The 25,877-nt window shown below is 47.3% G+C and carries 19 protein-coding genes; 6 read left to right on the forward strand and 13 right to left on the reverse strand.

The window, feature by feature from the left end:
* Window positions 1-74 precede the first annotated feature (74 nt).
* The 11 genes from AC1RJL_RS14870 to AC1RJL_RS14920 all read right to left on the reverse strand — a co-directional run bounded on the left by AC1RJL_RS14870 (window position 75) and on the right by AC1RJL_RS14920 (window position 17,127).
* On the reverse strand, window positions 75-1,583 hold the full coding sequence (locus tag AC1RJL_RS14870) for a tryptophan halogenase family protein (RefSeq protein WP_492915369.1): 1,509 nt from the start codon (window positions 1,581-1,583) through the stop codon (window positions 75-77).
* 12 nt (window positions 1,584-1,595) lie between these two features.
* The gene (locus tag AC1RJL_RS14875) at window positions 1,596-3,110 is read right to left on the reverse strand and encodes a tryptophan halogenase family protein (protein WP_492915371.1); all 1,515 of its coding nucleotides are present in this window, start codon (window positions 3,108-3,110) and stop codon (window positions 1,596-1,598) included.
* 132 nt (window positions 3,111-3,242) lie between these two features.
* On the reverse strand, window positions 3,243-6,305 hold the full coding sequence (locus AC1RJL_RS14880) for a TonB-dependent receptor (RefSeq protein WP_492915372.1): 3,063 nt from the start codon (window positions 6,303-6,305) through the stop codon (window positions 3,243-3,245).
* 336 nt (window positions 6,306-6,641) lie between these two features.
* Complete coding sequence (locus tag AC1RJL_RS14885; protein ID WP_492915374.1) at window positions 6,642-9,128, reverse strand: glycoside hydrolase family 9 protein; 2,487 nt, start codon at window positions 9,126-9,128, stop codon at window positions 6,642-6,644.
* A gap of 187 nt (window positions 9,129-9,315) precedes the next feature.
* Window positions 9,316-9,750 (reverse strand): group I truncated hemoglobin, encoded by a 435-nt coding sequence (locus AC1RJL_RS14890; RefSeq protein ID WP_492915376.1) that lies wholly within the window; start codon window positions 9,748-9,750, stop codon window positions 9,316-9,318.
* Between the two features lie 2 nt (window positions 9,751-9,752).
* Window positions 9,753-10,646: a DUF3034 family protein gene (locus AC1RJL_RS14895; protein WP_492915378.1), complete on the reverse strand. Its 894-nt coding sequence runs from the start codon at window positions 10,644-10,646 to the stop codon at window positions 9,753-9,755.
* Complete coding sequence (locus tag AC1RJL_RS14900; protein WP_492915380.1) at window positions 10,643-12,970, reverse strand: putative bifunctional diguanylate cyclase/phosphodiesterase; 2,328 nt, start codon at window positions 12,968-12,970, stop codon at window positions 10,643-10,645. Before AC1RJL_RS14900 ends, AC1RJL_RS14895 begins: the two co-directional genes overlap by 4 nt.
* Before the next feature lie 12 nt (window positions 12,971-12,982).
* On the reverse strand, window positions 12,983-13,597 hold the full coding sequence (locus tag AC1RJL_RS14905; protein WP_492915381.1) for a methylamine utilization protein: 615 nt from the start codon (window positions 13,595-13,597) through the stop codon (window positions 12,983-12,985).
* Window positions 13,598-13,688: 91 nt separating this feature from the next.
* Window positions 13,689-15,377: a GGDEF domain-containing protein gene (locus tag AC1RJL_RS14910; protein ID WP_492915383.1), complete on the reverse strand. Its 1,689-nt coding sequence runs from the start codon at window positions 15,375-15,377 to the stop codon at window positions 13,689-13,691.
* 200 nt (window positions 15,378-15,577) lie between these two features.
* Window positions 15,578-16,228, reverse strand: coding sequence for a thiol:disulfide interchange protein DsbA/DsbL (locus tag AC1RJL_RS14915; protein WP_492915385.1), 651 nt, complete (start codon window positions 16,226-16,228; stop codon window positions 15,578-15,580).
* A gap of 215 nt (window positions 16,229-16,443) precedes the next feature.
* Window positions 16,444-17,127 (reverse strand): c-type cytochrome, encoded by a 684-nt coding sequence (locus tag AC1RJL_RS14920; protein WP_492915387.1) that lies wholly within the window; start codon window positions 17,125-17,127, stop codon window positions 16,444-16,446.
* A gap of 224 nt (window positions 17,128-17,351) precedes the next feature.
* Between AC1RJL_RS14920 and yihA the strand changes: the two genes are divergently transcribed.
* The gene (gene yihA, locus AC1RJL_RS14925; RefSeq protein WP_492915389.1) at window positions 17,352-17,990 is read left to right on the forward strand and encodes a ribosome biogenesis GTP-binding protein YihA/YsxC; all 639 of its coding nucleotides are present in this window, start codon (window positions 17,352-17,354) and stop codon (window positions 17,988-17,990) included.
* A 558-nt stretch (window positions 17,991-18,548) separates the two neighbouring features.
* On the opposite strand, the gene polA is transcribed toward yihA, so the two are convergent.
* Complete coding sequence (polA, locus tag AC1RJL_RS14930; RefSeq protein WP_492915391.1) at window positions 18,549-21,356, reverse strand: DNA polymerase I; 2,808 nt, start codon at window positions 21,354-21,356, stop codon at window positions 18,549-18,551.
* 398 nt (window positions 21,357-21,754) lie between these two features.
* Between polA and AC1RJL_RS14935 the strand changes: the two genes are divergently transcribed.
* Window positions 21,755-22,036 (forward strand): hypothetical protein, encoded by a 282-nt coding sequence (locus AC1RJL_RS14935; protein WP_492915393.1) that lies wholly within the window; start codon window positions 21,755-21,757, stop codon window positions 22,034-22,036.
* Window positions 22,037-22,353: 317 nt separating this feature from the next.
* The gene (locus AC1RJL_RS14940) at window positions 22,354-22,638 is read left to right on the forward strand and encodes a hypothetical protein (protein ID WP_492915395.1); all 285 of its coding nucleotides are present in this window, start codon (window positions 22,354-22,356) and stop codon (window positions 22,636-22,638) included.
* Here AC1RJL_RS14940 and AC1RJL_RS14945 read toward each other — a convergent pair.
* Window positions 22,606-23,517, reverse strand: coding sequence for a zinc ABC transporter substrate-binding protein (locus tag AC1RJL_RS14945; RefSeq protein WP_492915397.1), 912 nt, complete (start codon window positions 23,515-23,517; stop codon window positions 22,606-22,608). The genes AC1RJL_RS14940 and AC1RJL_RS14945 overlap by 33 nt on opposite strands.
* A gap of 133 nt (window positions 23,518-23,650) precedes the next feature.
* On the opposite strand from AC1RJL_RS14945, the gene AC1RJL_RS14950 reads away from it, so the two are divergent.
* From AC1RJL_RS14950 to znuB, 3 genes are read left to right on the forward strand one after another with little or no spacing between them, the layout of a single operon-like run.
* Window positions 23,651-24,163, forward strand: a complete 513-nt coding sequence (locus AC1RJL_RS14950) for a Fur family transcriptional regulator (protein WP_492915399.1) — start codon at window positions 23,651-23,653, stop codon at window positions 24,161-24,163.
* Window positions 24,156-24,956 carry a zinc ABC transporter ATP-binding protein ZnuC gene (znuC, locus tag AC1RJL_RS14955; RefSeq protein ID WP_492915401.1) on the forward strand — a complete coding sequence of 267 codons (801 nt, stop codon included), beginning with the start codon at window positions 24,156-24,158 and terminating at the stop codon, window positions 24,954-24,956. The genes AC1RJL_RS14950 and znuC overlap by 8 nt, the downstream gene beginning before the upstream one ends.
* Window positions 24,949-25,734 (forward strand): zinc ABC transporter permease subunit ZnuB, encoded by a 786-nt coding sequence (gene znuB, locus AC1RJL_RS14960; RefSeq protein WP_492915403.1) that lies wholly within the window; start codon window positions 24,949-24,951, stop codon window positions 25,732-25,734. Before znuC ends, znuB begins: the two co-directional genes overlap by 8 nt.
* Window positions 25,735-25,877: the final 143 nt, after the last annotated feature.

Genomic DNA, 25,877 nt, shown 5'->3' on the forward strand with positions numbered 1-25,877 from the left:
CCGCCATGACAAGTTCGCACAGATGGGTTTAGGGCATGCCTGAGGGAGAACAGCGAAACCTGCACTGGCACAATCTATGTTGCAGGGCAATTTTGTCGAATAAATTCACCGTGCGATGGCAATTGCGACACTGTATCGCGGATAGCTCTAGCACCTTGATTTAAGGACTGCGCTAATTTTTGACTGTCCAATGCATCCGCCAAGGGATGATATTTTTTCGGACGAATATTCATTCCTTCTAATATTGAATACCAGCTGTCTGTCCCAAAAAGATTTTCCGGATGATGCTGCAATTGACCGCGATGGCGGAATTGTTCAATCTTTTCATGCAGGCTATCGGGAATTTCCATCGTTTTACACCAACGCCAAAATGCGGTGTCTTCACGCTGGGTGGTGCAATAATGCAAAATCACAAAATCGCGAATTTCTACATAATCACGCGCAATCTCACGATTAAATTGCTGCTGCAAATGGCAATCAAAATATTGGTCGGGGAAGTTGCGAATAAAATGCACCAAGGTGCGATAAATCAAATGAATCGCGGTGGATTCAAGCGGCTCGATAAAACCGGAAGATAATCCCAACGCCAGACAGTTGTTGCGCCAAATTTTTTCCCGCATCCCACTCGCAAAAGGAATAATGCGCGGTTCATTGATAAGTTTACCGTCAACCACATTCATCAATGTCTGAATAGCTTCATCATCAGAACAGTAATCGCTTGCAAATACATACCCATTACCGGTGCGGTGTTGCAATGGGATTTGCCAGGTCCACCCTGCTGCACGCGCGCTGGCGAGGGTATAAGGCGAAGGATCGCCGGTATTTTCCGTCTGTGCAGCAACAGCGCGATTACACGGAAGATAATTGGACCAGTTTTCGTAACCCACTTTGAGCGTTTCGGAAATTAATAAACCTTTAAAGCCAGTGCAATCAATAAAAAAATCGCTCGCTATTGTTTGGCCGTTAGTGAGCTGGACCGATTGGATAAATTGACGTGTATCAGTCTGCACGCTGGCAACTGTGCCCTCAATACGCTCAACACCGCGGGCAAGTGTAACGTCACGCAAATAACGCGCAGCGTGGGCTGCATCCAAATGTAACGCATAACCGTAACTGGCAAGCGGAGTATTCACCAGCTGCGCTTCCGTCATAAAACGGTGTTGCTCTGCCATGATGCCTGCGGGTGAATGATCCATCCATCGGGTAGTATTGCCGTCCGCCAGGGTTTTCAACCAGACTTGATAAAATTCATGGCCGTCGATACTGCGACCGATTTTTCCAAACGGGTGAAGGAAATGATGTTCTTGCTGATACCAGTTTTCAAAACGAATACCCAGCTTGATAGTACCCGCAGTTGCCTGCATAAATTCTTTGGTAGAAAGGCGTGCGTCTTTGAGAAATGCCATAAATGATGGTACCGTCGCCTCACCTACGCCGATAGTCGCAATATCCGGTGATTCTATTAGCGTAATTTTAGTATCGGTGCCATGTAAAATATTGCTGAGCAAACTGGCCGCCATCCAGCCCGCTGTGCCACCGCCAACAATACAAATTGAACCCAGCGGATTTCCCGTGTGTTTCATAAATTGCGTGCCTTATTGCATGGGCATTTTGCAATGCTGGTTAATAAACTCCTGGTGCGTTGGCAATCCAGTAACAGCATCATTAATAGATTTTCTCATACTGGCTAAACTCTGCCGCAGATAGTCGGTGTTTAATCGATCCACATTTTGATTGTACTGCCGGGGATAAAATCCAAATCCACTGTAAACTGCCAACCAGGAATCCGGATGGAATATTTCCCATGGATAATGTAATAAGTCACCGCGCTCCCGGTAGGCATCAATTTTTTGCTGCAGAGGTTCCGGCACCGACATTGCACGGCAGTACCGCCAGAATTCACTGTCATCGCGATGACTTGCCTTGTAGTGCAAAATAATAAAGTCGCGAATGCGTTCCCATTCGGTCGCCGTTACCTGGTTGAAATAGTTAATTTTTTCTTGGTTGAAATGCGGTGCCGGGAAAGATCCACAAATTTTTTCGATCCCGGTCTCGATAAGAGCAATGCTGGTACTTTCCAGCGGCTCTAAAAATCCGGCGGCCAGGCCTATCGCAATACAATTTTTATTCCAGGCCTGCGCCCGACGCCCGGCAGTAAATTTAAATTTACGCGGTGCGTGTAAAATTTTTCCTTCAATATTTTGCAATAAAGTTTCTTCGGCTTTTTCATCATCAATAAATTGACTGGCATATACATGGCCATTGCCCTGGCGGTGCTGCAAAGGAATTCGCCACTGCCAACCAGCAGAATGTGCCTTTGAAACTGTTCTTATTGCCGGATCGCCCACCAACTCTGACTGCACTGCCATAGCTCGATCACATAAAAGCCATTTGCTCCAATCAACGTAAGGTGTTTTTAATGTGCCGGAAATTAGTAGCCCACTAAAACCAGTGCAGTCAATAAACAAATCTGCAGCAATTTCCCGCTCCCCATCCAGCATCAGGCTTGCAATAAAACCATTGTCGGGGTTTAGGTTAACAGCGCTAATGTTCGCATCTATATGAGTAACACCATTTTCCAACGCATGCTCACGCATAAGCTTGGCAAAAAGTGCTGCATCAAAATGCAATGCCCAATCAAAAACAGATAGAGGTGATGACGGATTTTCTGCCGGAAAAGTAAATTTGTTTGCTCGTGCCATCGCAATACCGAGCGAATACTTTTCCAGCTCGGTGGTATCACCCATTTGTTGTAATTTGAGCCAGTAGTGATGGAAGCGAATGCCATTGGCTTCGTGTCCAAATAAGCCAAACGGATGAATAAATGATGTTTGCGGTTTATACCAATCCTGAAATTCAATACCTAATTTTATGGTGGCGTTGGTTTTACGTATTACATCCATATCGTCCATACCCAGCGACTGATAAAAACGACGCAAGGTGGGAATTGTCGCCTCACCTACACCAACCGTACCTATTACACTGGATTCAACCACCGTAATGCTGATGTCAGTTTTGGAAAAATGCTGGCTTAATTTTGCCGCTGTCATCCAACCGGCGGTGCCGCCACCAGCAATAATAATCGATTTGACTTGATAGTTTTCGCTCATGGATTGTCCCAGAGGATGATAACGTTATTATTTACTTTATTATGCGCAAAAGAATAAAGCCACGGTAATTGATTACCGTGGCTTTATTTGCACTAACGCAGTTTCATCTGACTAAAATTTTGTATAAAAAATTTAGAATTTAACGCGTGCACCCAATGCCCAACGAGCTTCATAAATGTTTTGGAAGGCTTTTTGATCTTCAAACTCTACATAAGTTTGTTGGATTTCTTCCAGAACGTTAGAACCGTTCAAGTACACAGCCCATTGGTCATTAATGTTATACGTCAAATTAACATCCATTTGACCATAGTCATCTTGATACAATGATTGCTGTGCAGTCGCAGGGTTGCCCGGCGTAATCAAACGTGAAGAGCGGAAGTTGTAAGCAACACGCGCAGAAATTACTTCGTTTTCATACCAAGCTACTACGTTGTAAGTGTCTTTAGAGTTGTTAGTGAATGGCAACTCTTTACCGCCAAAACCTTTACGCTCCTGGGAGCTATCAGACAAAGTGTAGTTCAGGTCGAAGCCCATGTTGCTAAGCACAGGAGCATCAGTTATGTCACTAAGCGCAACTTTTGCAGCTAACTCCACACCTTGAACTTCACCACCTTTACCTTGCACCAATGAGGTGAATTGCCATGGACCACGGCGCACACCATCGGAATCTGGCTCATCAACCATTACTGTACCGTCTTCGATGAAACTATCGATTTCGATCTTGAACAGACCTGCACTTAACATAGATGCACTACCTACATACCACTCGGCAGATAAATCATAGTTGGTAGAACGAATTGGATCCAAATCGGGGTTACCAGACAAGCTACCGTTAGCAACACGCATACAGTTACAGTCGTTGTTAAATACACGCCCTACAGATTTACCACCGCCCCATTGCAACAGGTTGAGTGGCATCATGCTTTCACCGTATGCAAAACGGATCTTCACATCTTCAGCAACATCTGCAACCAAGTTCAAAGAAGGTAGGTAATCTGTATACGAGCGCTTGGTTACTACATCACCGGTATCAACGTTAGTACCTGAGTGCGGCAACTGAGCGCCAACTTCATTCGCAATAATAGTGAGATCAGTCTCGATTACTTTCACACCAACGTTACCGCTGACAATACCGTACGCCAAGTTAGCTTGCAGGAAATAACTGAACTCTTCCAGCTCCACACTAAAGGACTGGCCAGGATTAATTATTTTGGATTGCGGGCCAAATACTTTTTCCTGGAACGCCAGAGTGTTATCGAAAGTATGAGGATCGATTACCCACACACCAGGAATACCTTTCACACCACCAAAGTCGTCAACCCAGATAACTTTATTGTGCTCATCCAAACGGGTTGGCTTGAACAAAGTATAGTTTACGAATTCGTTGTTATATGCCCTGCCATCCTGGTCAACACCGGTAACCAACTCACCTTGAGCCAATGTGGGATCACAAGCTGAGGTAGAACCAGCAAACTGATCTACTGCTTTCCATTGCGCGGCACAACCACCATTCAGTTTACCGAAGTAAGAAAATTGGCTACTGTCCACTGAGCGACTACTATTACGCGCACCAAAATCGACACTGGTTAAGAATGGCTGATCTTCAAACTCGTAATTCCAGCGAGTACTAAAAGTTTCCAGAGTCGCATCACGATCAGTGTTATTTTCTGAAGAGAATGCACCTATATGATAAGTATCGATATCCGCCATGTATTGCGCAACGGTGCGAGCACCTTTCCCACCATTAACAACTTGATCAAAACCACTAAAGGTTGGGTGTGAACCAGCAGTGTCATAACCAATGCGGAAACGGCTTTCAATCGCACCCGGTGAATAAGCAGCAAAACATCCGCCATTTACACCAACCACCAAGTCACCGCGTGAAGTATCACATTGGCTCGCTGGAACCAAGCCGCCAGGGCCATCTACCCAGTTTCTACCACTGCCAGCAGGACCATTTTCACCGGTATCGATGCTGAGCATATCGCCTTCACCGTAGCCATGGCGCATCGCAGCATTGGCATCTGCACGGGTCAACCGGACTTGACCGGTCAGAGCACCATCGTTGTCATAATTTAATTCAAAATTATAGTTTTGCGATTTTTCGTGGTTATAGTTTGTTTGGGCGAATGACTGCAAACGATAAGGCTCTGCACTGAATGCAGTTACCGAACGCCACTCATTTCCTTCATAAGTAAAGCTGTCTTTACCGTATTCAGTTGCAGTAGCGTAGTTAGCAAATGTTTGCCAACGGTTATTGTGTGAAAACCCTGCACGGCGATTCCAACGTTCTTGGTCACTATAAAAATAATCTGCAACAATTTCAAAACCGTCGCCCAAATCAGCTTGGAATGATGCATTCAAGCCATCGCGCTGACGCTCTTCCGCCTTATGGAATGCAGCAAAGCCTTGCGGGACCAAATGATGAATATTAGGGTCACCGAGAGGAGTTTCACCCCAAGTATGACTGTTATTGGTAGCGCCAATACCACCATTTTCAGAGGTATCGAAATAACCGTTAAAGTCAGAGGCCAAATTCTTCTCAGTGGTTGCACCGGCAAGCAGGAAACCAATACGATCATTTTTCCAGTTAACCAAACCAGTAAAAGTTGGGTCATCTTCTTTACTAATTGATCCTTGGTCTACTTCACCGGTACCAACGAAGGTCCAGCCATCGCCCATATCGAATGGACGACGAGTTTTCAAATTAACGGTGCCTGAAATGCCGATTGCAGTATTAGTTGCCAATGGCGATTTATAAACGTCTGCACCAGAGAACAATGTCGATGGAAGATCACCAAAGTCAGCTGCTGATTGGTCAATAGTCGTCGCACTTAAGAACGTTTCGCCATTTAACGAGGAACCTACATTACCCAAGCCACGAATCTGAACTGGACCACCTTCACCCGCGGTACGAGTAACCTGAATACCCGGGATACGCTGCAGAGAATCTGCAATAGTTACGTCAGGCAACTTACCGATATCTTCTGACGATATTCCGTCAACAATAGACGCGGCATTACGTTTGGTGTTGATCGCACTCTCCTGTGCAGCCCGTACACCTTGCACAACTACCTCTTCAATATCATCCTGCGCTTGCACGCCAGCAGCGAGCATTGCCAGGGTTGCCGCTGAACCGCACAACACGACCTTGCGATTCACCAGCCTGATTGCATCTCTTAGTGTATTCGTCATGACTTTCCCCTTGCTATTTTTAGTGTGATAAAGCCCAACAACAATGTGGAACCAATATCCGACAACGTTGTCGACAAACAACATATTGCCAAACAGACAACGTTGTCAACGGTGAGTAGATTCGAAACACTTACAAAACTTCCATATTTTTCAATTAGATAAAAATTATAGTGAAAGATATCGATATGCCATTTACAAAAAAAAACAGTAACTTGATAACCAAGCAGGAATAAATATGGCTTATGAAATGCAATGCGTAAATAAAAAGGCGGGAGCTTAGGTGACAAAAAACGGAATAACTTGGCTTTTGTCGCCTAAACAAATGAGGAGCGAAAATTATTCTTTTGCGGTATTTAATTTATCCACTGCCAACGCCAAAAACATGTAATTAGCCTCACCGCCACCCATCACATATTCAGTTTGCTGCCAGAAGAATGGCCAAATTTTTAATTCCGGTAAATCGGGACGAATTAATGCGGTACCGGAAATTACCCCACCCGGAATATAAGACCAATCCGCACGATTCACCCCATAAGCAACCAGCGCCGAATTAGCGCCCACACCCGAGGCAAAGCTCTGCGTGTTTTCACCTGGGTGGACACCCAGGATAAAGTTAAGCGCATTCACATAGGAATCGGTGCTTGCAAATTGCGGCCAGGATTTATGGAAGAAATACTGCTTAACACCAAACTCCTGGATGCTCCAACCTGCCCCCCAGATGTTGGGTTTATAAGGAACGCCATAAGGTGATTCTGTTTTAGCGCGCTCGCGTACAGTTTTTTGATAGGCCTCAACTGCGTTGTTAATTGCACTGACAAACTTTTCATGCTTGATAGATGGCATAACACGTCCGATCGCCCAGCCGGTTTTTTCGATATCGCTCACAATATACTGTTGCAGGCTAATCAATTCATTGCGATATACATTGTCACCTGTTGCCAATATTAATTCTGCTAATGCAAAAATACGCACGTCCTGCTTTTGAGTTTTTGGCGCGGCAATTTTGTAGAGACTCTGCGCCGCATCCAGCGCATCTTTGGCCATTTGCGGATTATAGGATTTCAGCACCCGCGCAGCAGCAGCCAAACCTGCGGCGGCATCCAGTTCGCGCTCGGGATTATCTTCGGTAAACACCCAGCGATCATCCGGTGTGCCGGATTTGCCGTTCTTTACTTCACCCTCGTTCAATGATGGGTCATAAGGCAAGTTATCGGTTTGCACCATAGCATCGCCCAGCAGCACATATTGGCGAATCGTCGGTTCGATAATGCCGCGATACAAACGCCCCATGGCTTTATAACCACCCAGTACACTTAACAGACCGTGCTCGATTTGTTGCAGCGCATCATTTTTGCCATCGGCGACATGAATCTCGACGAGCTTTTTCTCCTGATCAATCAAGGTGGCATCGTGATTTAAATTAAATTCTTCGACCATAGTGGCAAGTAACCACACAGTGCCCATCTGCGATTCAACACGCAAATCGTAATCGCCCGCATCGTGCCAGCCACCCGCATCCAAACCGGGGACACGCTCCCCGGATTTGAATTTGGTACGTGTGCTGCCGTCAGAAATATAGCCGTCGATATGGTTGAAATTCAGCGGCATCATTAGCGCATCATCCTGATGATCCAAGCCATGCCAAACACGATATTTTTCATTGACGCGCATATGGCACATTTGCACCGGCAAAAAATATTCGAGCGTAGGCTGCCATGCATGGCGAGATAAAACATCATCGCCGATCTTGAATGCATGCGAAGTTTTATCACGGTAGCTGATTTGATACATGCCCGGTTGTTTAATATCCGAAAAATCGTAAGTCATGTATTGGTAGCGCAGGAAATTTCCCCATGGCTTTACCTTGGCTTTTTTTACTTCAGTTTTTCCATTTTCCGACAATTTATAAATCTTTATTTCCGATGCTTTGGTATCGCGCTTGTCCTGCTCAATCACCACTTGTTTGGGCTGCTCCGTGCCATATCCCACTTGCGATACCTGAATCACCGGTTCGTAGATCCAGTTTTTAATGACATGGGGAGTCACTACCCATTCCAATGCTGCTTTGGTTTTATTCGCCGGAATAACACCACGTACTATGTACCAACCATTGTTATGGTTAGCACGACCGTCCCATAATTCCAGCTCGCCGGTGTTACTTTCAATTGTCATCCGCTGCTTGTCGGAGTCAGGCGCGACAATTAATTTTTTTCCGGTCGCGAGCGCTGCCGTTAAAAACTCACCGTGCGGATTCACCAAAGGACCATTCGGCTGCCGGGGAAAAATTCCCGTCTTATCATCTAATAACCAGGATTTTCCAAAAAATTCGCCAGGGAAAATTTCAAAATTGAAACCAATTTTTCCCACCCAATCTGCTGGCAGCGGATTTTCCAGATCGACGCTGATGTTGAATTGATTATTTTTTAACGCAGTCACATTTACCTGATAGGAAAATTTCAGGTCGGGATAAATAATTGGATTGAAGCCTTTGCGGTCTTTGCTGGGGTCGGGATAAGAAAGCGTCTGGCTAATAGTCTGTGTTTTCTTATCAACCGTCTGCTTTCCACCCATCGGCATGGGCGACCACTGGCCGGGAGAAATTTCCAGCCGCAAATCGCCATTGGCCGCAACACGACTACCGTGCTGGATTACCGTTACACCGGTTTGATGTCCATCGGGATAAATATCGCTAAACACAGTGACGTTAAGCCCCTGCATTTCGAAATAATCCTGATTGTTTAATGCCAGTTCATCAGCAACAGCGAGAGTTTCCAACATCATTGAGGCCGCGAGCATGATCGCCGCACATGCGGATTTGTTCATAGGTAAATGCCACTATTGTTATAAGAATAAAATGTTATTGGAATACGCGATTATCCAAGCGCTGCAACATTATTGCAGCGCTTATAGTCAGGTCAGATAAAAGCATAAACCTATGTGGCAGTAAGGAGTCACAATAAATTTGTCGATATAGGTTAAATAATGTTAAGCAGTCGCTCTTGATTAATCATTATTGATAAACCACATCTTTATACGTCGGTGCTAATTTGGCAAGCAACCGGTTCTGCGTAGCAACCGGAATATCGCACTGCTCCATCGCCAGAATTAAATCATCCACAATCGCATTAAATTCGGTGTTGGTGTAGTTATGCCCGGCGTGCACCATTTGCATAGTATCGCCGGTATATTCACAAGGACCTTCTACTGCAGCACAAATATAATCCGACAAGCCTTTTTTAAAACGCTGCATATTAGCGCCCTTGTAACGATGTTTTATGCGTTCGTCTTTAGCGATAACCAGAATGAGTTGATGGGTAATTTTAGTGATGCCTTCATATTGACCAAGCGCATCGTAAAGGGATTGTTGGCGGGGTTGATTGGCGCATGCGGTTAAAAACCCGCACAACACAATACCGATAATGAATTTTCCAATGTGCTGCATCATTATTAAAAACTCCCTTGTAGCGATAAATACCAACCGGTCTGGTCTTTAAACGTGGCTACCTCGCCCAAGTCAACGTAGGCTGCAACCACTGCAATTCGTTTGGTCGGGAACCAACCGACAAAAATTGTTTGCCAATCATCTTCTTTGATAAAAGATAAATTGCTGGGTTTCTGGCGATACTCCGCACCCACCAGCCATTGACGATTTAATAACACCCCGGCCGATACTTCCGGCAACAATTCTTTATCGTTATTTTTATCACCACCAAAACCAACAAGGCCGGTTTGATTGGCATTGGTGTAACGCAGATTGGCATTGAGCAACAAATTGCGATTTAAAAATCCGCCTAAAATTAATTTGGTGGCAGTTACATTGATATCCGTACCGGAATCTTTTTTTGCTCCCACAGCATCCGGCACTAAAAAATCCAGGTTCCTTTTATGCTGCACACCAATGCTGATTTGCGGTACAGGTGTATAAATTAAATCGCCGAGCACACGCACTTTGGTAGAAATAATGCGCTGGCTGATTGAATCAGTCGGTAAACTTAACGCGGCAGTCAGTGAATCATGGGTTAATTTTTGTTGCGCAAACGATAATTCAACGCGGTTACGCCAACTCACACTCGCACCCGCTACTTCCAGTTGGTAATCTCCGGTATCCACATAGCTGGCAAATGCCACAGCACTCTGTTCCTCCTGTGCGCCATAACCGGAAAGTACTGCCATTGGCACAATACCGCCACCCGCCGCGCCCTCAAGCGTGCTGGCACCACCTGTCGCTAATAATCGGCTGCGCGAAATAGCGCTGTCACTGTCCAGATCCAATGTCGCAGCGGAAGCAAAAACAGATGAAAACACACTTACTATTGCTACACAATTACGGCTAATTTTCATGATGAAAATTCCATTAAATACTGGTGAATCCACTGAATAAAATCTTTTGCCGGCAATGGCTTGCTATACAAGTAACCCTGCGCCGTATCGCAACCATAGCTTTTTAGTAAATCCCTAATCGCTTCCGATTCCACCCCCTCTGCAGTGACACTCAAACCCAGGGTGTGGCCTAAATCAATCGTTGAACGCACAATCAATTGGTCATCAGCATTGGTCGCCAAATTTAAAATGAAAGACTTGTCAATTTTTAATTCCGATACCGGTAATTTTTTTAATTGCGAGAGCGATGAATAACCCGTACCAAAATCATCAATCGATAAGGTCAAGCCCAAATCGCGCAGGCGGCGTAAATTATTAAGGCATTTATCGGCTTCGCGCATAATCGCGCTCTCGGTAATTTCCAGATACAGATTTTTTGCCGGCACTTTATGGGATTGAAGTAATTCAGCCAAGTAAGCAGGAAGATCATCCACTAATAAATCCAATGCCGATAAATTTACCGAGCAGGTAATTTTTATGTTTTCGTCCAATAACTTTCGCAATTGTGAAATAGCCGTTTTTAATACCCAGCGCGTTAAAATCGTAATCTGGCCCGAGCTTTCGATCACACTGATAAATTCATCAGGACTGACGAAGCCTAATTCAGGATGACACCAACGCACTAACGCCTCAGCACCCAGAGTATTTGGCTGTTCCAAATTAATTTTAGGTTGGTAATACAAACTGATATGGCCCGCGCTTAACGAGCCTTCAAACTCGCGGAACAGGAGCAGGCGCCGCAAATGCTGCTCATCCCAGCCTTGTTCATACCAACAACTGTGCTTTTCATTGGCACGCCCTTGATTCAGCGCAAGATTAGCGCGGCGAAAAAGCGATTCAGCAGAATCCGCATCGTTTGGGTAATTCGCTATACCGATATTGACGTCAATACTGACTTGCAGGCCGCTAACCAACAGCGGAGTTTTAAATGCAGTGTGGATTAATCCGGTCAGTTCAGCGATGGTCTCATTATTTTCTGCCATCAAAATAACCAGGAACTCATCGCTGCCTAAACGCAATACATCGCCATGAGTTAATATCCTGCCAATTTTTTGCCCCACTTCACGCAGTACCGCGTCGCCAATCTCTTGGCTTAATTCGTCATTAATTTGCGTGAAATTTTTTATATCGATTACCAATAAATACACTTGTTGATTTAATGGCCGTGAGCGCGATATGGCACTTTCCAATTCAGGGAAAATGCGCAGGCGATTGGGTAGACCGGTAAGCGGATCATGCTCTGACTGATGGACAACTTGTTGTTCGCGTTCACCGATGGCTTTTTGCATACTGATAAACGCACGTGCCAAATCGCCTAACTCATCTTTAGAGGTAACTGCAATTGGCGTCGCATAAAAACCACCGGCAATACGACGCGCGATATCAGCAAGCACACTAACCGGGCGCGTCACACTGCGCGCTAAAAATAATGCAGCGACACCGGCTAATGCAGAAAATACCAATGCCAATAAAAAAAGCTGCACGTTTAAATGTGAAAAAGGCGCCAGTACTTTATTCAGTGGAACCTGTAGAACGGCGAGTAAATGATTGTTTTGTCGCGCCGCGGGCACTGCCAGCGAAATAAGACCATCATAAAAAAATACTTCACCCTGCTTTTTTTCTTCCTCCAATTCGGCAATCAACTGATGGGCAGGTTGATTTTCCAGTGTGCCGCTCAAATAATGGAATCGGTTACCGTCGTGACTGACAAACGAAACTTCCAAACCGGTAAGCCGTTGCAAATCAGCGCTGAAGTCCTGTTTTATTTCAAAGCCCATGCCGGCCAGACCAATCACCACCGGTGCTTTAACAGTAAACATTACAAACTGATATGCGCGCCCGTCGATAAGGATGATGTCATAAGCTTGACCGCGTGTTTGCGCTTGCGCCTTGAGGTCGTTAAATTCTTCCGCAATTTGTAAGCCGAAAGAATGATCGCTTGCGATCAGCTTTCCATCAGCAGTAATTAACACACCTATATCGGCTTTAACGCGCGCAGAGTGGTTAATTAATGCGGAGGCAATTGTTTTTTCATCGTTAGTTGCAACAGCATCTTTAAAACCAAAATCCTCAGTCAGAATTTTTACCGAGAGCGCGAGCTGCTCTACATTTTTTTGCATGATTCGGGTAAATAACTCACCACCGGCCAACAGCCCTTCGCGCGCATTTTGGGTAACGGCTTTATTGATCACCAAACGTGTCGCCAGATAGGATATGGTTTCAAGCACAATCACCAAACCAATCAAAAAGGCAAGCAGTTTTAGCAGGTAACTGAATTTTGGCATGCCTTTACCTGATTAAAATAAATTGGAAAATTCGTCGGCTGGCTTACTGGAAGATGATGCGGATAAATTATCAAGGGTAATTGTTTTCTGCAGCGCAGCTGTCTCTGCCAAAGTGACGGTCGAGTCAGGATAATTATCCGTCATTTGTGGATGGAAAATTTGTAATTGGTAGTTTCCTGCCGGAGCATTAATATTAATTTTTCCCTGTTCATCGGCGACGGCAAAATAATCCGTATCGACAACATAAATGTACGCTACCATGGAGTCGTGAATATTACAGCCGAGAACTACCGTGCCCGGCTTATCAAACAACACGGGTTCGGCGGTCATGCCGTGATATAAACGCAATTCAAATTTTTTCGCGGGAGAAAACGAATAGACGTGATGGCGAATATCATCACCATTGGGAAATCGCACTTGGGTATTGACGCGAATTGCCAATACTCGCGGTACAAACATATTTTGGCGTTGATCCATAAATGCCGTTGGTTGCGTTGCGTAATTTATTTTTTGTGCCGGCACAATTGCGGCCACCGCATCCTTAACAGGTTTACCTTGGGAGTCAACAACATTTAGCGCAAATTGTCCGGCGTAGCCAGGCAATGCAAAATAGAAAAAGATAGCCAATAAAAATCGATAGGTAATTATGAATCGCGCTATAAATTTTGAAATCCTGTTGTTGACGAGCATCATTTACCTCTTCATATCGGACTACTGCTTATCGGGCTAAATGGCAGCGGTTTCGCCCCATTGATTTTGCGTTGTAGAGTGCTTGATCGGCGCGCTCGAAAGCAGTTTCCAGCACATCATTGATTTTAAATTCTGTTAACCCGACCGACAAAGTGATCGACATAGGCTGGTCTTTATAATTGAATGCCGCGTTGGCAATTGCGTCGCGCACTTTTTCCAATACACCCAGTGCCGTTTCACTATCAGTTTCCGGCATGAGTGCCACAAATTCTTCGCCGCCGTAGCGACAGAAAAAATCGACTTCGCGCAAGCGTTTGGCAATGGAGCGACCGATTACTTTAATCACGCGATCACCCGCTTGGTGTCCATAACTGTCGTTAATGCGTTTGAAGTGATCGATATCAAAAATGGCAATCGTTAACGGGCGCCCGTAACGCTGCCAACGTTGGACTTCTGCGCTCGCACGTTCGTTGTAAGCTTCGCGATTCGGCAATTCAGTGAGTGGATCCTGCAACGCTTTTTGGCGATGTCGCTCCAGGCTGGTGCGGTTTTTTTCCGCCTCCACTTCCATAGTTTTTATTTTTGCGCCGAGCGTCGCCAACTGTTCTGCTAAATGTTGCTGTGCATGATCGGTTTGTTGATAGTGATCGATAACCTGGCGAATATTGCCGAGCTGCGATTTCACTGTATCTTTGAGCTGATTGATATCGGTAGCGCTATCGGCGGTATTTTCCAAATCGCTCATTTCGCGCATTACATCCGCCTGCAATTTGCGTGATGCCGCGCGTTCATCTTGCGTATTTTTTACCGCACCGCCAAGCAACATGTAAATCTCGGCGAGTTCCTGATTAACATTTTTCAAATAGGTGGCAAACGCTTGATTAGCGGCGAGATAAGCTTCCACCACCAAATCGCGCACGCCATTCAATAAAGGAATCAAATTATCTATGGTGATCCCCTGCTCCAGTTTACGGCGCATGGCATCAACTTTGGTTTTGATAGTTATATCGCTTTCAAGACTGTTAAAAAACTGGTTGAGCACTGCCAGTAATTGCGCTGCGTAATCAGCATTTAAATAATTGGCCGAAGGGATTGCGCGAGCCTCGGCAATTGGCGGCAAGTCGGCGATGACACTTTCATTATCAACAGGATTAGCAGGCTCAACCTCATCGTGGTCGACCTCCACCTTTGCAGGGGTTTTACCGCCCAGAATTTTATCGAACAAGCCCGCTTTGGGTTGTTCGATTTCGCTGAGCGCTTGCTGTTGGATACTGGCCAGCTGCTGCAGGAGCGCAGGATAAAGGCGCACTTTTTTGCTGCGTTGGGGCAACTGCATCAAATAGTCGCTGAGTTCTTTTTTAACGCCGCGCGATAAGCGGAAGTTATGCAGCGGCTTGGTAGTATCCATTAAGGCCTGATGGACTTCTTTTGCACTCTCTTCGCGATGCTGCTCAAAGGCCAGGGCCGCGCCTTCAAGTTGCGACAGCAACCCGCTCATATCGACTGAACTGATATCACTGCGCAGTTTTTCACGCAGCTTGGACATGATCTGGTCGAGGGATTCGTCCTGACCATCGGCGGCAATACTGACCCTTACTAATGCGCTACGCAGCAATTCCTGTTGGCTGGCAAACTTTTTTTCTAACTGCTCCTGCTCGTCCAGAGCGTTGAGGTACTTTTCTCGCCAGTTATTTTTATCGCCGGAATTGACTGTCATAACAACATTGGAACCTGCTGGATAGGGTCTTAGGGGGAAGGTATTCCAGAGTATAGCCAGTGATCGTCAATTCACCTTTTCCCGACACAAAAAACCCATCTTTAATTCAGGCGCCACTAAAACCAATAACAGATCGCTAAAACGACAAAACCCGCAGCGGTTTCCCGCTGCGGGTTTTGTTTTGATCTACAACGACGTGATTACTGGGCTGGCGCTTTGGTACCGCGCTCAGCACGTACTTTAGCGACCAGGAAATCCACCACTTTCAGCATTTCTGCATGGCCGCCGGCCAGACGTGAACTCACGCGGTATTTACCTTCCACTACCATCTCGGGAGTACCGGTAACTTTGTATCCACGGGCACGTGCTTCCGCTTGTTTGATCTGGCTGGTTACACCGAAAGAGTTATAGGTACTCAGTACTTTGGCCTTATCAATGCCATAAGTGGTGAAAAAGTCTGCCCACTGATCTGGAGTATTGATTTGCTTGTGTTCCAAATGCAGAGCGTTGAAGATCGCCATGTGGGTTTTTTCTTTGATGCCCAATGCAACCGAGGTGTAGTAACCGCGAACCAGCGGCTCCATTTGCGGATTCCACATGGCGTGGGTTTGTGAAAGGTATACATCTTTACCTTGTTTCTTTTCCCACGCTTGCAGCAGGGGTTCAAAATCGAAGCAGTGCGGGCAGGAATAGGCGAACACTTCAGCCACTTCGATCTTGCCTGGATCGGTAGTGCGAACCGGCTGCTCCAGCACAACATAGTGTTGACCTTCCAGATATTGGCTTGACGCCTCCTGGGCACAGGCGCTCAGGGAAAAAACCAGACCCAGTAGGGCTACCAAAATACGCATAAATCGCTCCTCAGTGCTTTTATTGTGAAAAGATAATGTGTGTGAATCATGAAATGTGTTGGATTACTGCGGGCTTAGTCCTGCAAATGTCATCCAAGTTCCCAATCTGGAGCCGGATTCTCCAGCGCCCAGCAGGATCTGTAAAGTAGCGATACAAAAAAGGCGACCGAGGTCGCCTTTTCTTCTTCATTTAACATCGAGCTTGCCGACGTTTATTAGTGTAATCCGGCAATGAAGTTAGCCAATGCTACGATTTCAGCATCGTTCAGCTTGTCAGCTACAGCGCGCATGATAGCCTGGTCGCCGTCATTGGTGCGATCACCGGAGCGGAACGCGCGTAATTGCTTCTCTACATACTCCGGGTGCTGGCCGCTCAAACGTGGGAAGCCCGCGGGGATATTGCCCTTGCCATCCGGCGCGTGGCAACCGGTACAGGCAGGCACACTGGTAGTTGGGTTACCGGCGCGGAAAATACGCTCACCCAGTTCCAGGCCATCTACTTTAATACCGGAGTTTACTTGCACTTCGATTTTCCTGGAGCCGGATAACTGGGTTGTCTGCGCCGCAAAATACGCGGCTATGTCAGCCAGATCTTGTTTGGTCAACGCAATAAGCTGGCCCGTCATTTCCGGTACTTCACGGCCGGTAACCGCTTTTTTCACCGGGTCTTTTTCAAGATCCCATTCCTGGATATCAGTCATCTGTTTCAACAGGTAACGCTCGCCCAAACCGGCCAACTTCGGGAAGGTTCCCATCAAGCTATTGCCGTCCGCACCATGGCAAGCGCCGCATACGGCTGCCTTGGTTGCACCAGCGGCAGCATCCCCTGCAGCGATGGCACCCTGGGCAACAGCTACCAAACCCAGTGATAAAAGTGCATTTCTTACGATATGTTTCATTGGCTAATCCGATTTGATCGATGAATCTGATTGTTATGCATGCGTCTTTAGATAACGAGTATAAGCAAGAATTAGCCTGAGGTTCGCTTAATGACGGGTCAACAAGCTACAATCCCACCCCTATTCCGCAGTAATCCCGCTTTTGGCGCGCACGGCGGCCGGTAAAAGCGGCGGCATTATATTACCAACGCGCTAATAACACACTATTTTGAAGGGTTATTATCTTGACCGAGATCGTATTTACCAAGGCTTATTTTACCAAGAGTGCCCCCAGCATCCGCGAATGTCCGCCGGAAACCGGCTATGAAGTTGCCTTTGCCGGCCGCTCCAACGCGGGCAAATCAAGCGCCATCAATGCCTTGACCAACCAAAAGCTGGCGCGCACCAGTAAAACCCCTGGCCGTACCCAGTTGATCAACTTTTTTAATGTAAGCGACACCCAGCGATTGGTGGATCTGCCGGGCTATGGCTACGCCAAAGTATCGCGTGAGCAAAAAGAAAAGTGGCAGCGGGATTTATCGGAATACCTGCAGAAGCGCCAATGCCTGAAAGGGCTGGTGTTGCTGATGGATATCCGCCATCCACTGCAAGAATTTGATACCACCATGTTGGACTGGGCGATCAGAGGCAATATGCCGATCCACATCCTGCTCACCAAGGCTGACAAGCTGAGCCGCATGCAAGCCAACAACGCCCTGTTCGCAGTACAGAAACAACTAAAACAGGCCAAGCTCAATGAGTTGGTCACCGTCCAGTGTTTTTCCGCATTGAAATATGCCGGTCTTGATGAACTTAAGGCAAAGCTACAATGCTGGTTGGCGCCGGAACCAGCTCAGGTTAACGAAGAACCTGCGCCCCAATAAAAAAACCGATGATTTGGGTAAATCATCGGAAAGAACTGGCACCCTTGGGGTGATGCCAGATGGGCTAGGTCAGAGACCAAGAGAAGACCACAAAGGTAAGCCGGTAAAAATCAAGCGCCATATATCAACGTTGTAGATAGGACTCAACACCGCCAAAAAAAGTTCATGCAGAAACGTAAAGCTTTGTAACTGCAACAGTTTTTGCACAATCCCTCCTGTTAATTAGCCAAATGGCAGGCAAAAAAAACCCCGATAAAATCGGGGTTTGCTTAGCATCTATATCTTTCGCTCAGCTGGCTTAAACGCCATTAGGGGAGGAGTTAGCTCATGATCGTAAAACACACATAACTGAGACCCACCCTTTTCAAAATAAGTTCAAACTATTTTAAAAAAATTTGCACAATTCTTTGTTAATTGAAAAAACTCTTTATTTAACAAAGCGTTAAAGTTTTTAAATTATGCAAATTGGGACTTGAAAATCGACCAAACCAATACTCCGTTAAGATAAGGTTCATATAGGTTGTGCTTATGGCATCCCATTTCCAGCGATGTTCCCACTCAATGCGCCTCATCCCAATTGTTACCGACACCCACCTCCACTAACAGTGGCACCTTGAGCCTGGCTGCACCCGACATATGCTCGATAAGGCCTGCTCGAACCTGCTCGATTTGCGCTTCTGCAGCCTCCAACACCAATTCATCGTGTACTTGCATAATGATTTTTGCATCGAGCTGCACCGCATCCAACCAGGCTTGTACTTTAATCATCGCGGTTTTAATAATGTCCGCAGCAGTACCCTGCATAGGAGCGTTAATTGCTGTGCGCTCTGCCCCCATCTGCAAATTTTTATTTTTGGCGTTGATCTCGGGCAAATATAAACGGCGGCCAAATAAGGTTTCTACATAGCCCTGTTCATGTGCAAGCGCACGGATATTATTCATGTAGCGTTGCACACCGGGGTAACGCTCGAAGTAACGATCAATATATTGCTGCGCTTCATTGCGGCCGAGATGCAATTGTTTGGCGAGACCAAATGCCGACATGCCGTAAATCAAACCGAAGTTAATCGCCTTGGCGCTGCGACGCATTTCTGACGAGACCGAATCCAGCGTCACACCAAATACTTCTGCCGCCGTCGCACGGTGCACATCCAAGCCTTTTTCAAACGCGCTGAGTAACCCAACATCGTCAGATAAGTGCGCCATGATTCGCAGTTCAATTTGCGAATAGTCAGCAGCCACCAATTTATAACCTTGCGGCGCAATAAATGCCTGGCGGATACGGCGGCCTTCTTCGGTTTTAATGGGGATATTTTGCAGGTTGGGATCCTGCGATGATAAGCGACCCGTCGCCGCTACCGCTTGGTGATAGCTGGTATGAATGCGCCCGGTGCGCTTGTTAATAACCAGGGGTAATTTATCGGTATAAGTTGATTTTAATTTCGCAAGGCCGCGATATTCCATCAATACTTTAGGTAGCGGATAATCCAACGCCAATTCCTGCAATACGTCTTCTGCAGTAGACGGCGTACCTGTAGGTGTTTTTTTCAGTACGGGCAATTTTTGCTGCTCAAATAAAATTGTCCCCAATTGTTTAGGCGAACTCAAGTTAAATTCCTGGCCTGCAATTTCATAGGCTTTGCGTTCAAGCTGCGTTAATCGCTCACCCAATTCCAGGCTCTGCTGCCCTAACAATTTAGCATCAACCAGAGTGCCGTTGCGCTCAATGCGGGAGAGCACGGGCAACAGTGGCATTTCGATAGTTTCAAATACGGATTTTAACGGTGCCACCTGTTCCAGGTGCGGCCAGAAAAATTGATGTAAGCGCAGCGTGATATCGGCATCTTCTGCAGCATAATGGCCTGCATCTTCAACGTTTAGTTGATTGAAGGTAAGTTGCTTAACACCTTTACCGGCGATTTCCTCAAAGGTTACAGTTTTATAATCAAGATAATTTTGCGCGAGATCATCCATATTGTGACGACTGCCGATGGAATTCCACACATAGGATTCAAGCATGGTATCGAATTCAATCCCACGCAATTCAATTCCGTAGTTGAGCAGCACACTGCGATCGTATTTTAAATTCTGGCCAATTTTTATTTTTTTCGAATCTTCCAAAATCGGTTTTAATGCTTGCAACACCCACTCAAGATCAAGCTGTTCCGGCGCGCCCATGTAATCGTGTCCACAAGGAATGTAGGCAGCAACCCCGGCTTCAATCGCAAAGCTAACACCGACAATGCGTGCATCCATAATTTCCAGCGCGGTTGTTTCAGTATCGAATGAAAATTGTGCCGCTTGCTGCAAGCGTGCAAGCCAATCGGCAAATATGGCTTTATCAGTAATAATGTCATAACGGTTTTCAGCAGGGACTACCGGCGTTAATTGCGCGATTTTTTCTTCCGTATTTTTTTCTGCAATTTCTTCTGCACTTCCCGCAACACTGTCTATCGCTGCAGATGCATTCGCATTATTAATTTCACCTAAATCTTTTATCCAACTTTTAAATTCCAGATCTTCAAACAATTCGCGCAAACGTTTGTGGTCCGGTTGCGAATGTTGAATTGATTCAGGACAAAATGGTAATGCAACATCGGTTTTAATGGTGGCGAGACGATAAGAGAGATACGCCATTTCACGGTGTTCAATTAATTTTTCCGGCATGGTTTTCGCGCCGCGAAATGCAAGTGTGCGCACTTTTTCCAGATCAGCATAGATAGCATCCAAACTGCCCAGCCCTTGAATTAATCCTTGCGCAGTTTTTTCGCCAACACCAGGCACACCGGGAATGTTATCAACCTTGTCGCCCATGAGCGCGAGGTAATCAATCATCAACTCCGGACCAAAACCGTATTTGGCATTTACGCCAGGAATATCCAATACAGTTTCCGTCATGGTATTAACGAGCGTGACATGTTCGTTCACCAATTGCGCCATATCTTTATCGCCAGTCGAAATGACTACAGCGCGTTTTTGTTCGGTTGCCTGGCGAGCGAGCGTGCCAATTACATCGTCAGCTTCTACGCCATCAATCACTAATAGCGGTAAGCCCATCGCCTGGACGATATCGAGAATTGGCTGAACTTGCGGGCGTAAATCGTCGGGCATGGGCGGACGATTGGCTTTGTACTCGGCGAATATTTCATCGCGAAAGGTTTTGCCTTTTGCGTCAAATACGACGGCAATAGGACTACTTGGGTAATCCTTTATCAAGCGACGAATCATATTCACCACACCTTTTACCGCGCCGGTTGGTTGCCCCTTGGAATTGGTTAGCGGCGGCAAGGCATGGTAGGCGCGATATAGATAAGAAGAACCATCGACGAGAACTAAAGGGACGGGAGAGAATTGAGGCTGATTCATAGTAAATATTGGTAACCAAGGACGATTTCGAATGCCGGAAGGATACACCAAACCCCTTCATAACAAATCGCACCGCTTCTGGTAACACAATCTCTGGTAACACCTGGAATGCAGAGTGCCTAAAAGTGTTACCCGCACAACAAGGTGTTACCACGCGCCAAAGTTGATTAAAAATTTAGGTTGAATCCATAACATACGGTATTTATTCACATTTTAATGATTCGTATAACTAAATTGTTTAATCGGGGACTAGGCAATATTAAATAATGTGTTACCATGAGTAACAAGAGGTAACAAATAATCCAAACCAGATTAGATGAAGCCTCTTAACTTAACCCAAGACAGAAAGGTTGCTCACAAGGCGACTGGAATTTAAAACACCATCGGAGGAACCCACGATGAAAAAATTAGCTCAAACTTTTGTAAACCTGGCATTAACTGCAGCATTAACTTTCTCTACTTTGACCTTGGCTCTGACTGGCGCCAATACAGGGAAACTGAACAATCAACAAGCTCCATTGGCGACCACTGCGGTGGCCACCCAGGTAGCTTCAGTTGAAGACGCGGAATTGCGTATTAAGGAAAACTTGACTGAAAAGACCAATGTGCTGGCTGAAGTAGCGAACGCTAAATTCGAGCAGCAATTGGCAGCTAAAGTAGCTACTCAATTTACTTTGTAAATATTCCGCCTCACCGAACACACTTCGGTGAAGCATGATTTTTAGTAACTTTTTGTTTTGCTTGGTCTTATCCCTTTTTATCTCCTCGTGTATTAGCCCTATCTACGGTCTTATAACTTTTTGTTAGATCGAGGTAGGGCCTTTTTTTATGCCGATCACAAATTTGTAATTTGCTTAACTACTGGCGCCTGAGTCCCTCACCCTGTTTATTTTTTACCCTAGACTCGATTTTGCAGGGACGATTGCAGCCCTTAGCTGCGCCCACATTATTACGGATGAGCCGCGCCTTAACTGCTATTAACTATCCGGGAGCTGTCATGGACACCCTAATATTTTCGCAAACTGCCATTTTTCGCATGCAACAACTGGCGAGCTGTGTTTATCACAAAACCGGAATTCGCCATCGGATGGCAACGCCGGATGGCATGTTGGCGCTATTGCAAGATGCAGGAAATTCGACCGACAAAGATGTGCGTCAGTACTATGATTCGTTCGTGATGGAGTTGAATTCACGCCAGTTAGATATGCTAGAGGCACGCAACGTGAAAATGCGTAAACCGTTCCATGCCTCAGCGGCTACGCCGATCCGCAAGGCAGGTTAAAAAGCTCTCGCTGAGCTGCTGAAGGAGTTGTTGATAGCTGGAGACCTGTTGTCCACCAATAGGATCCAGTAAACCAATACGCAAGTTTAGCGAGGCCGCCATCTCTTCCATACCCTGCACTTTGTAGTAGGGTTCCATAAATAAGCATTTCCCTTCCTTGGTTAAAATCCCGCGCAATTCCTGTAGGTGCTTTGCACCTGGGCGACGCTCGGGGCTATAGGTTACATAAGCAACCTGATGCAGGTTGTAGCGACTGACAAAATGACCGTAACCTTCGTGATAAACCGCAAACCCGACATCCTTGACCGGCGCAAGTTGCGCTGCTAATTGTTGATCCAGTTGTTGGACGCTGGTCGCAAAACGCTGGGCATTCGCGCGGAATTGCACCGCTGCTGCTGGCTGTAACTGCGCCAGATGCTCGGCAACTGCCTGCGCGATCAGGATTGCATTGCGCGGGTCCAGCCAGAGATGCGGGTCTTTGCCGAGATGCACATGGTTAGCGTGGTGATGAGCTATGCCTTGCGCTTCTTCCGGCCAATTCAATCCGGCCAGTTGATAACCGGTGATAAGCTTGTCCGCAGGCAAACTGCTCAAAGGACGCGCGAGGAAACTTTCCAGCGCCGGCCCGATCCACAACACTAAATCAGCAGTGCGCAGACGTTTATGATCGGACATTTTAAGCGGATGGTCATGGGGAGATGCAGTGATAGGGAGCAAGGTGTCGACCGCTGCCTGATCACCCGCAACTTCCCGGGCAATCAATGCCAGCGGCTTGATACTTGCCAATACCTGCAATTTTGCCTGCACCGGTACCGCCAGGATCAACCCTAACCCCAGCAGTGCCAGCGCATGCCGAAAAAATATACCGCAATACCCCATAACCCAAACGATCCCGTGAAATACATGCCAGACGAAAGGTTATAGAGTAACATAGCCGGGACTTTACATCGCCCTTTAGCTGCCCAATGTTGTGCACGATTAACGGTTGGGCGCGATTAACGCGGGATACACCATGGAACACACCCCCATCGCCTGTAGTCACCACGATCACAATCATTGCATCAGCGATGCGCTTGAGGCCGCGCGCCAACTTTGTATCGGACGCGGAGTGCGGCTGACCGATTTGCGCCTGCAGGTACTGGAGCTGATCTGGCAAAACCACAAGCCGCTGGGCGCCTATACCTTGATGGAGATGCTGGCCAAAGCGAATACCCGCCGTGTAGCGCCGCCGACGGTTTACCGCGCGCTGGATTTCCTGTTGGAACAGGGGCTAATCCACCGGATTAATGTGCTCAACGCCTTTATCGGTTGCCCCTCACCCACTATCAAACACCAGAGTCATTTCCTGATTTGCCGCTCCTGCGGGATCGCTATTGAACTCGACCAACCGGCGTTGAGCCAGCAGATTATTGGCGTGGCGCAAGAGGCGGGATTTGCGGTGGAAACCCAATCGCTGGAAGTCTCCGGTCTCTGCGCTAATTGTGCAGGCACACACCCACGCAGCGAGCATCACCACCATGGCTGATTTTCTGATCCAGGCACGCGGACTGGGCGTGGTGCGCAATGGCCGGCAAATTTTGCAACGCGCCGACCTCACCCTGCGCGCGGGCAAGATTGTCACCCTGATCGGCCCCAATGGTGCGGGCAAAACCACGCTAGTGCGCGCTGTGCTGGGATTAATCAAGGTCGATGAAGGCACTATCGAAAAAGCGCCGGATTTACGCATCGGCTACATGCCACAAAAACTCCATATCGAACCCAGCTTGCCGCTGACAGTCGCGCGCTTCCTGGCGCTCGGCGGCAAGGCGCGTGCAGATCTGGCTGAAGTATTGGTGCTAACCGGCATCGATAAACTGATCAATATGCCGATGCAGTCGCTCTCCGGCGGCGAGACCCAGCGGGTGCTGCTGGCGCGCGCATTGTTGCGCGATCCGCAATTACTGGTGTTGGATGAACCGGTGCAAGGTGTCGATGTGACCGGGCAATCGGCGCTCTATGCGCTGATCAATGAAATCCGCAACCGCCGCCAGTGTGGCGTACTCCTGGTATCCCACGACCTGCATTTGGTGATGGCGAATACCGATACAGTGATCTGCCTAAACCAACATGTCTGCTGCGAGGGGCACCCTGAGCAGGTGACTAACGATCCTGCCTATCTGGCGCTGTTTGGCGAAACCGCCGGGCTTGCCAATCCGCAAGTGGCGATTTACACCCATCACCACGATCATCAGCACGACACCCACGGCAACGTAATCATCACTAAACCCGGCGCCCACGTGCATCGCCACGACAGTTCATGCGGACATGACCATGCCTGATTTTTTACTCCTCGCCCTGCTTGCAGGTATTGCGGTAGCACTGGTCGCTGGCCCTTTAGGCGCTTTTGCGGTTTGGCGCCGCATGGCTTATTTTGGCGATACCCTCGCCCACTCGGCGCTGCTTGGTGTCACTTTCGGGCTGCTGCTGGATATCAACCTCAACCTCGCTATCGCGCTCGGCTGCCTGTTATTGGCGCTGATTCTGGTGGCGTTGCAGAACAACCGTTTCCTCGCCACCGATACACTGCTGGGGATTTTGTCCCACTCTACGCTAGCGCTCGGGCTGATCTGCGTCAGTGTGTTCAGCGAAAATCGCATTGACCTTATGGCCTATCTATTTGGCGACATTCTTTCGGTCAGTCAGACGGATGTGATCAGCATTTGGGTTATCTCTCTGCTGGTGATTGTCGCGCTCACCTGGCTGTGGCGCCCACTGTTGGCGATTACCGTGCACGAGGAATTGGCGCAGGTGGAAGGCGTACCGGTTACCCGCGTGCGCACCGCACTTATGCTGCTGATGGCGCTGGTGATTGCGATTGCGATGAAAGTGGTGGGCGTATTGCTGATCACCGCGCTGCTGATTATCCCTGCCGCCGCCAGTCGTCGCCTCACCCACACACCGGAGCAAATGGCCGTGGTGTCCAGCTTGCTCGGGATTATCGCGGTGCTTGCCGGTCTGGCCGCTTCCTACTGGTGGGACAGCCCCGCCGGTCCTGCTATCGTACTCTCGGCAACTCTGCTGTTTGGCCTTACTCTACTGAAAAAGCAGCAGGCCTAAGCTGCTTTTCACATCCGTGGGACAGCCACTCTTGTAAGCCAAATCGCACAAACATTAGCGAGAATTGCGACTATTTTCACACTTGGGATTCAAGGATACTGATCAACATCCCGCCTTGACACATTCGCAAAGGTTGGCGGAAA

Source organism: Cellvibrio sp. GW822-FHT04B05 (genome assembly GCF_058800985.1).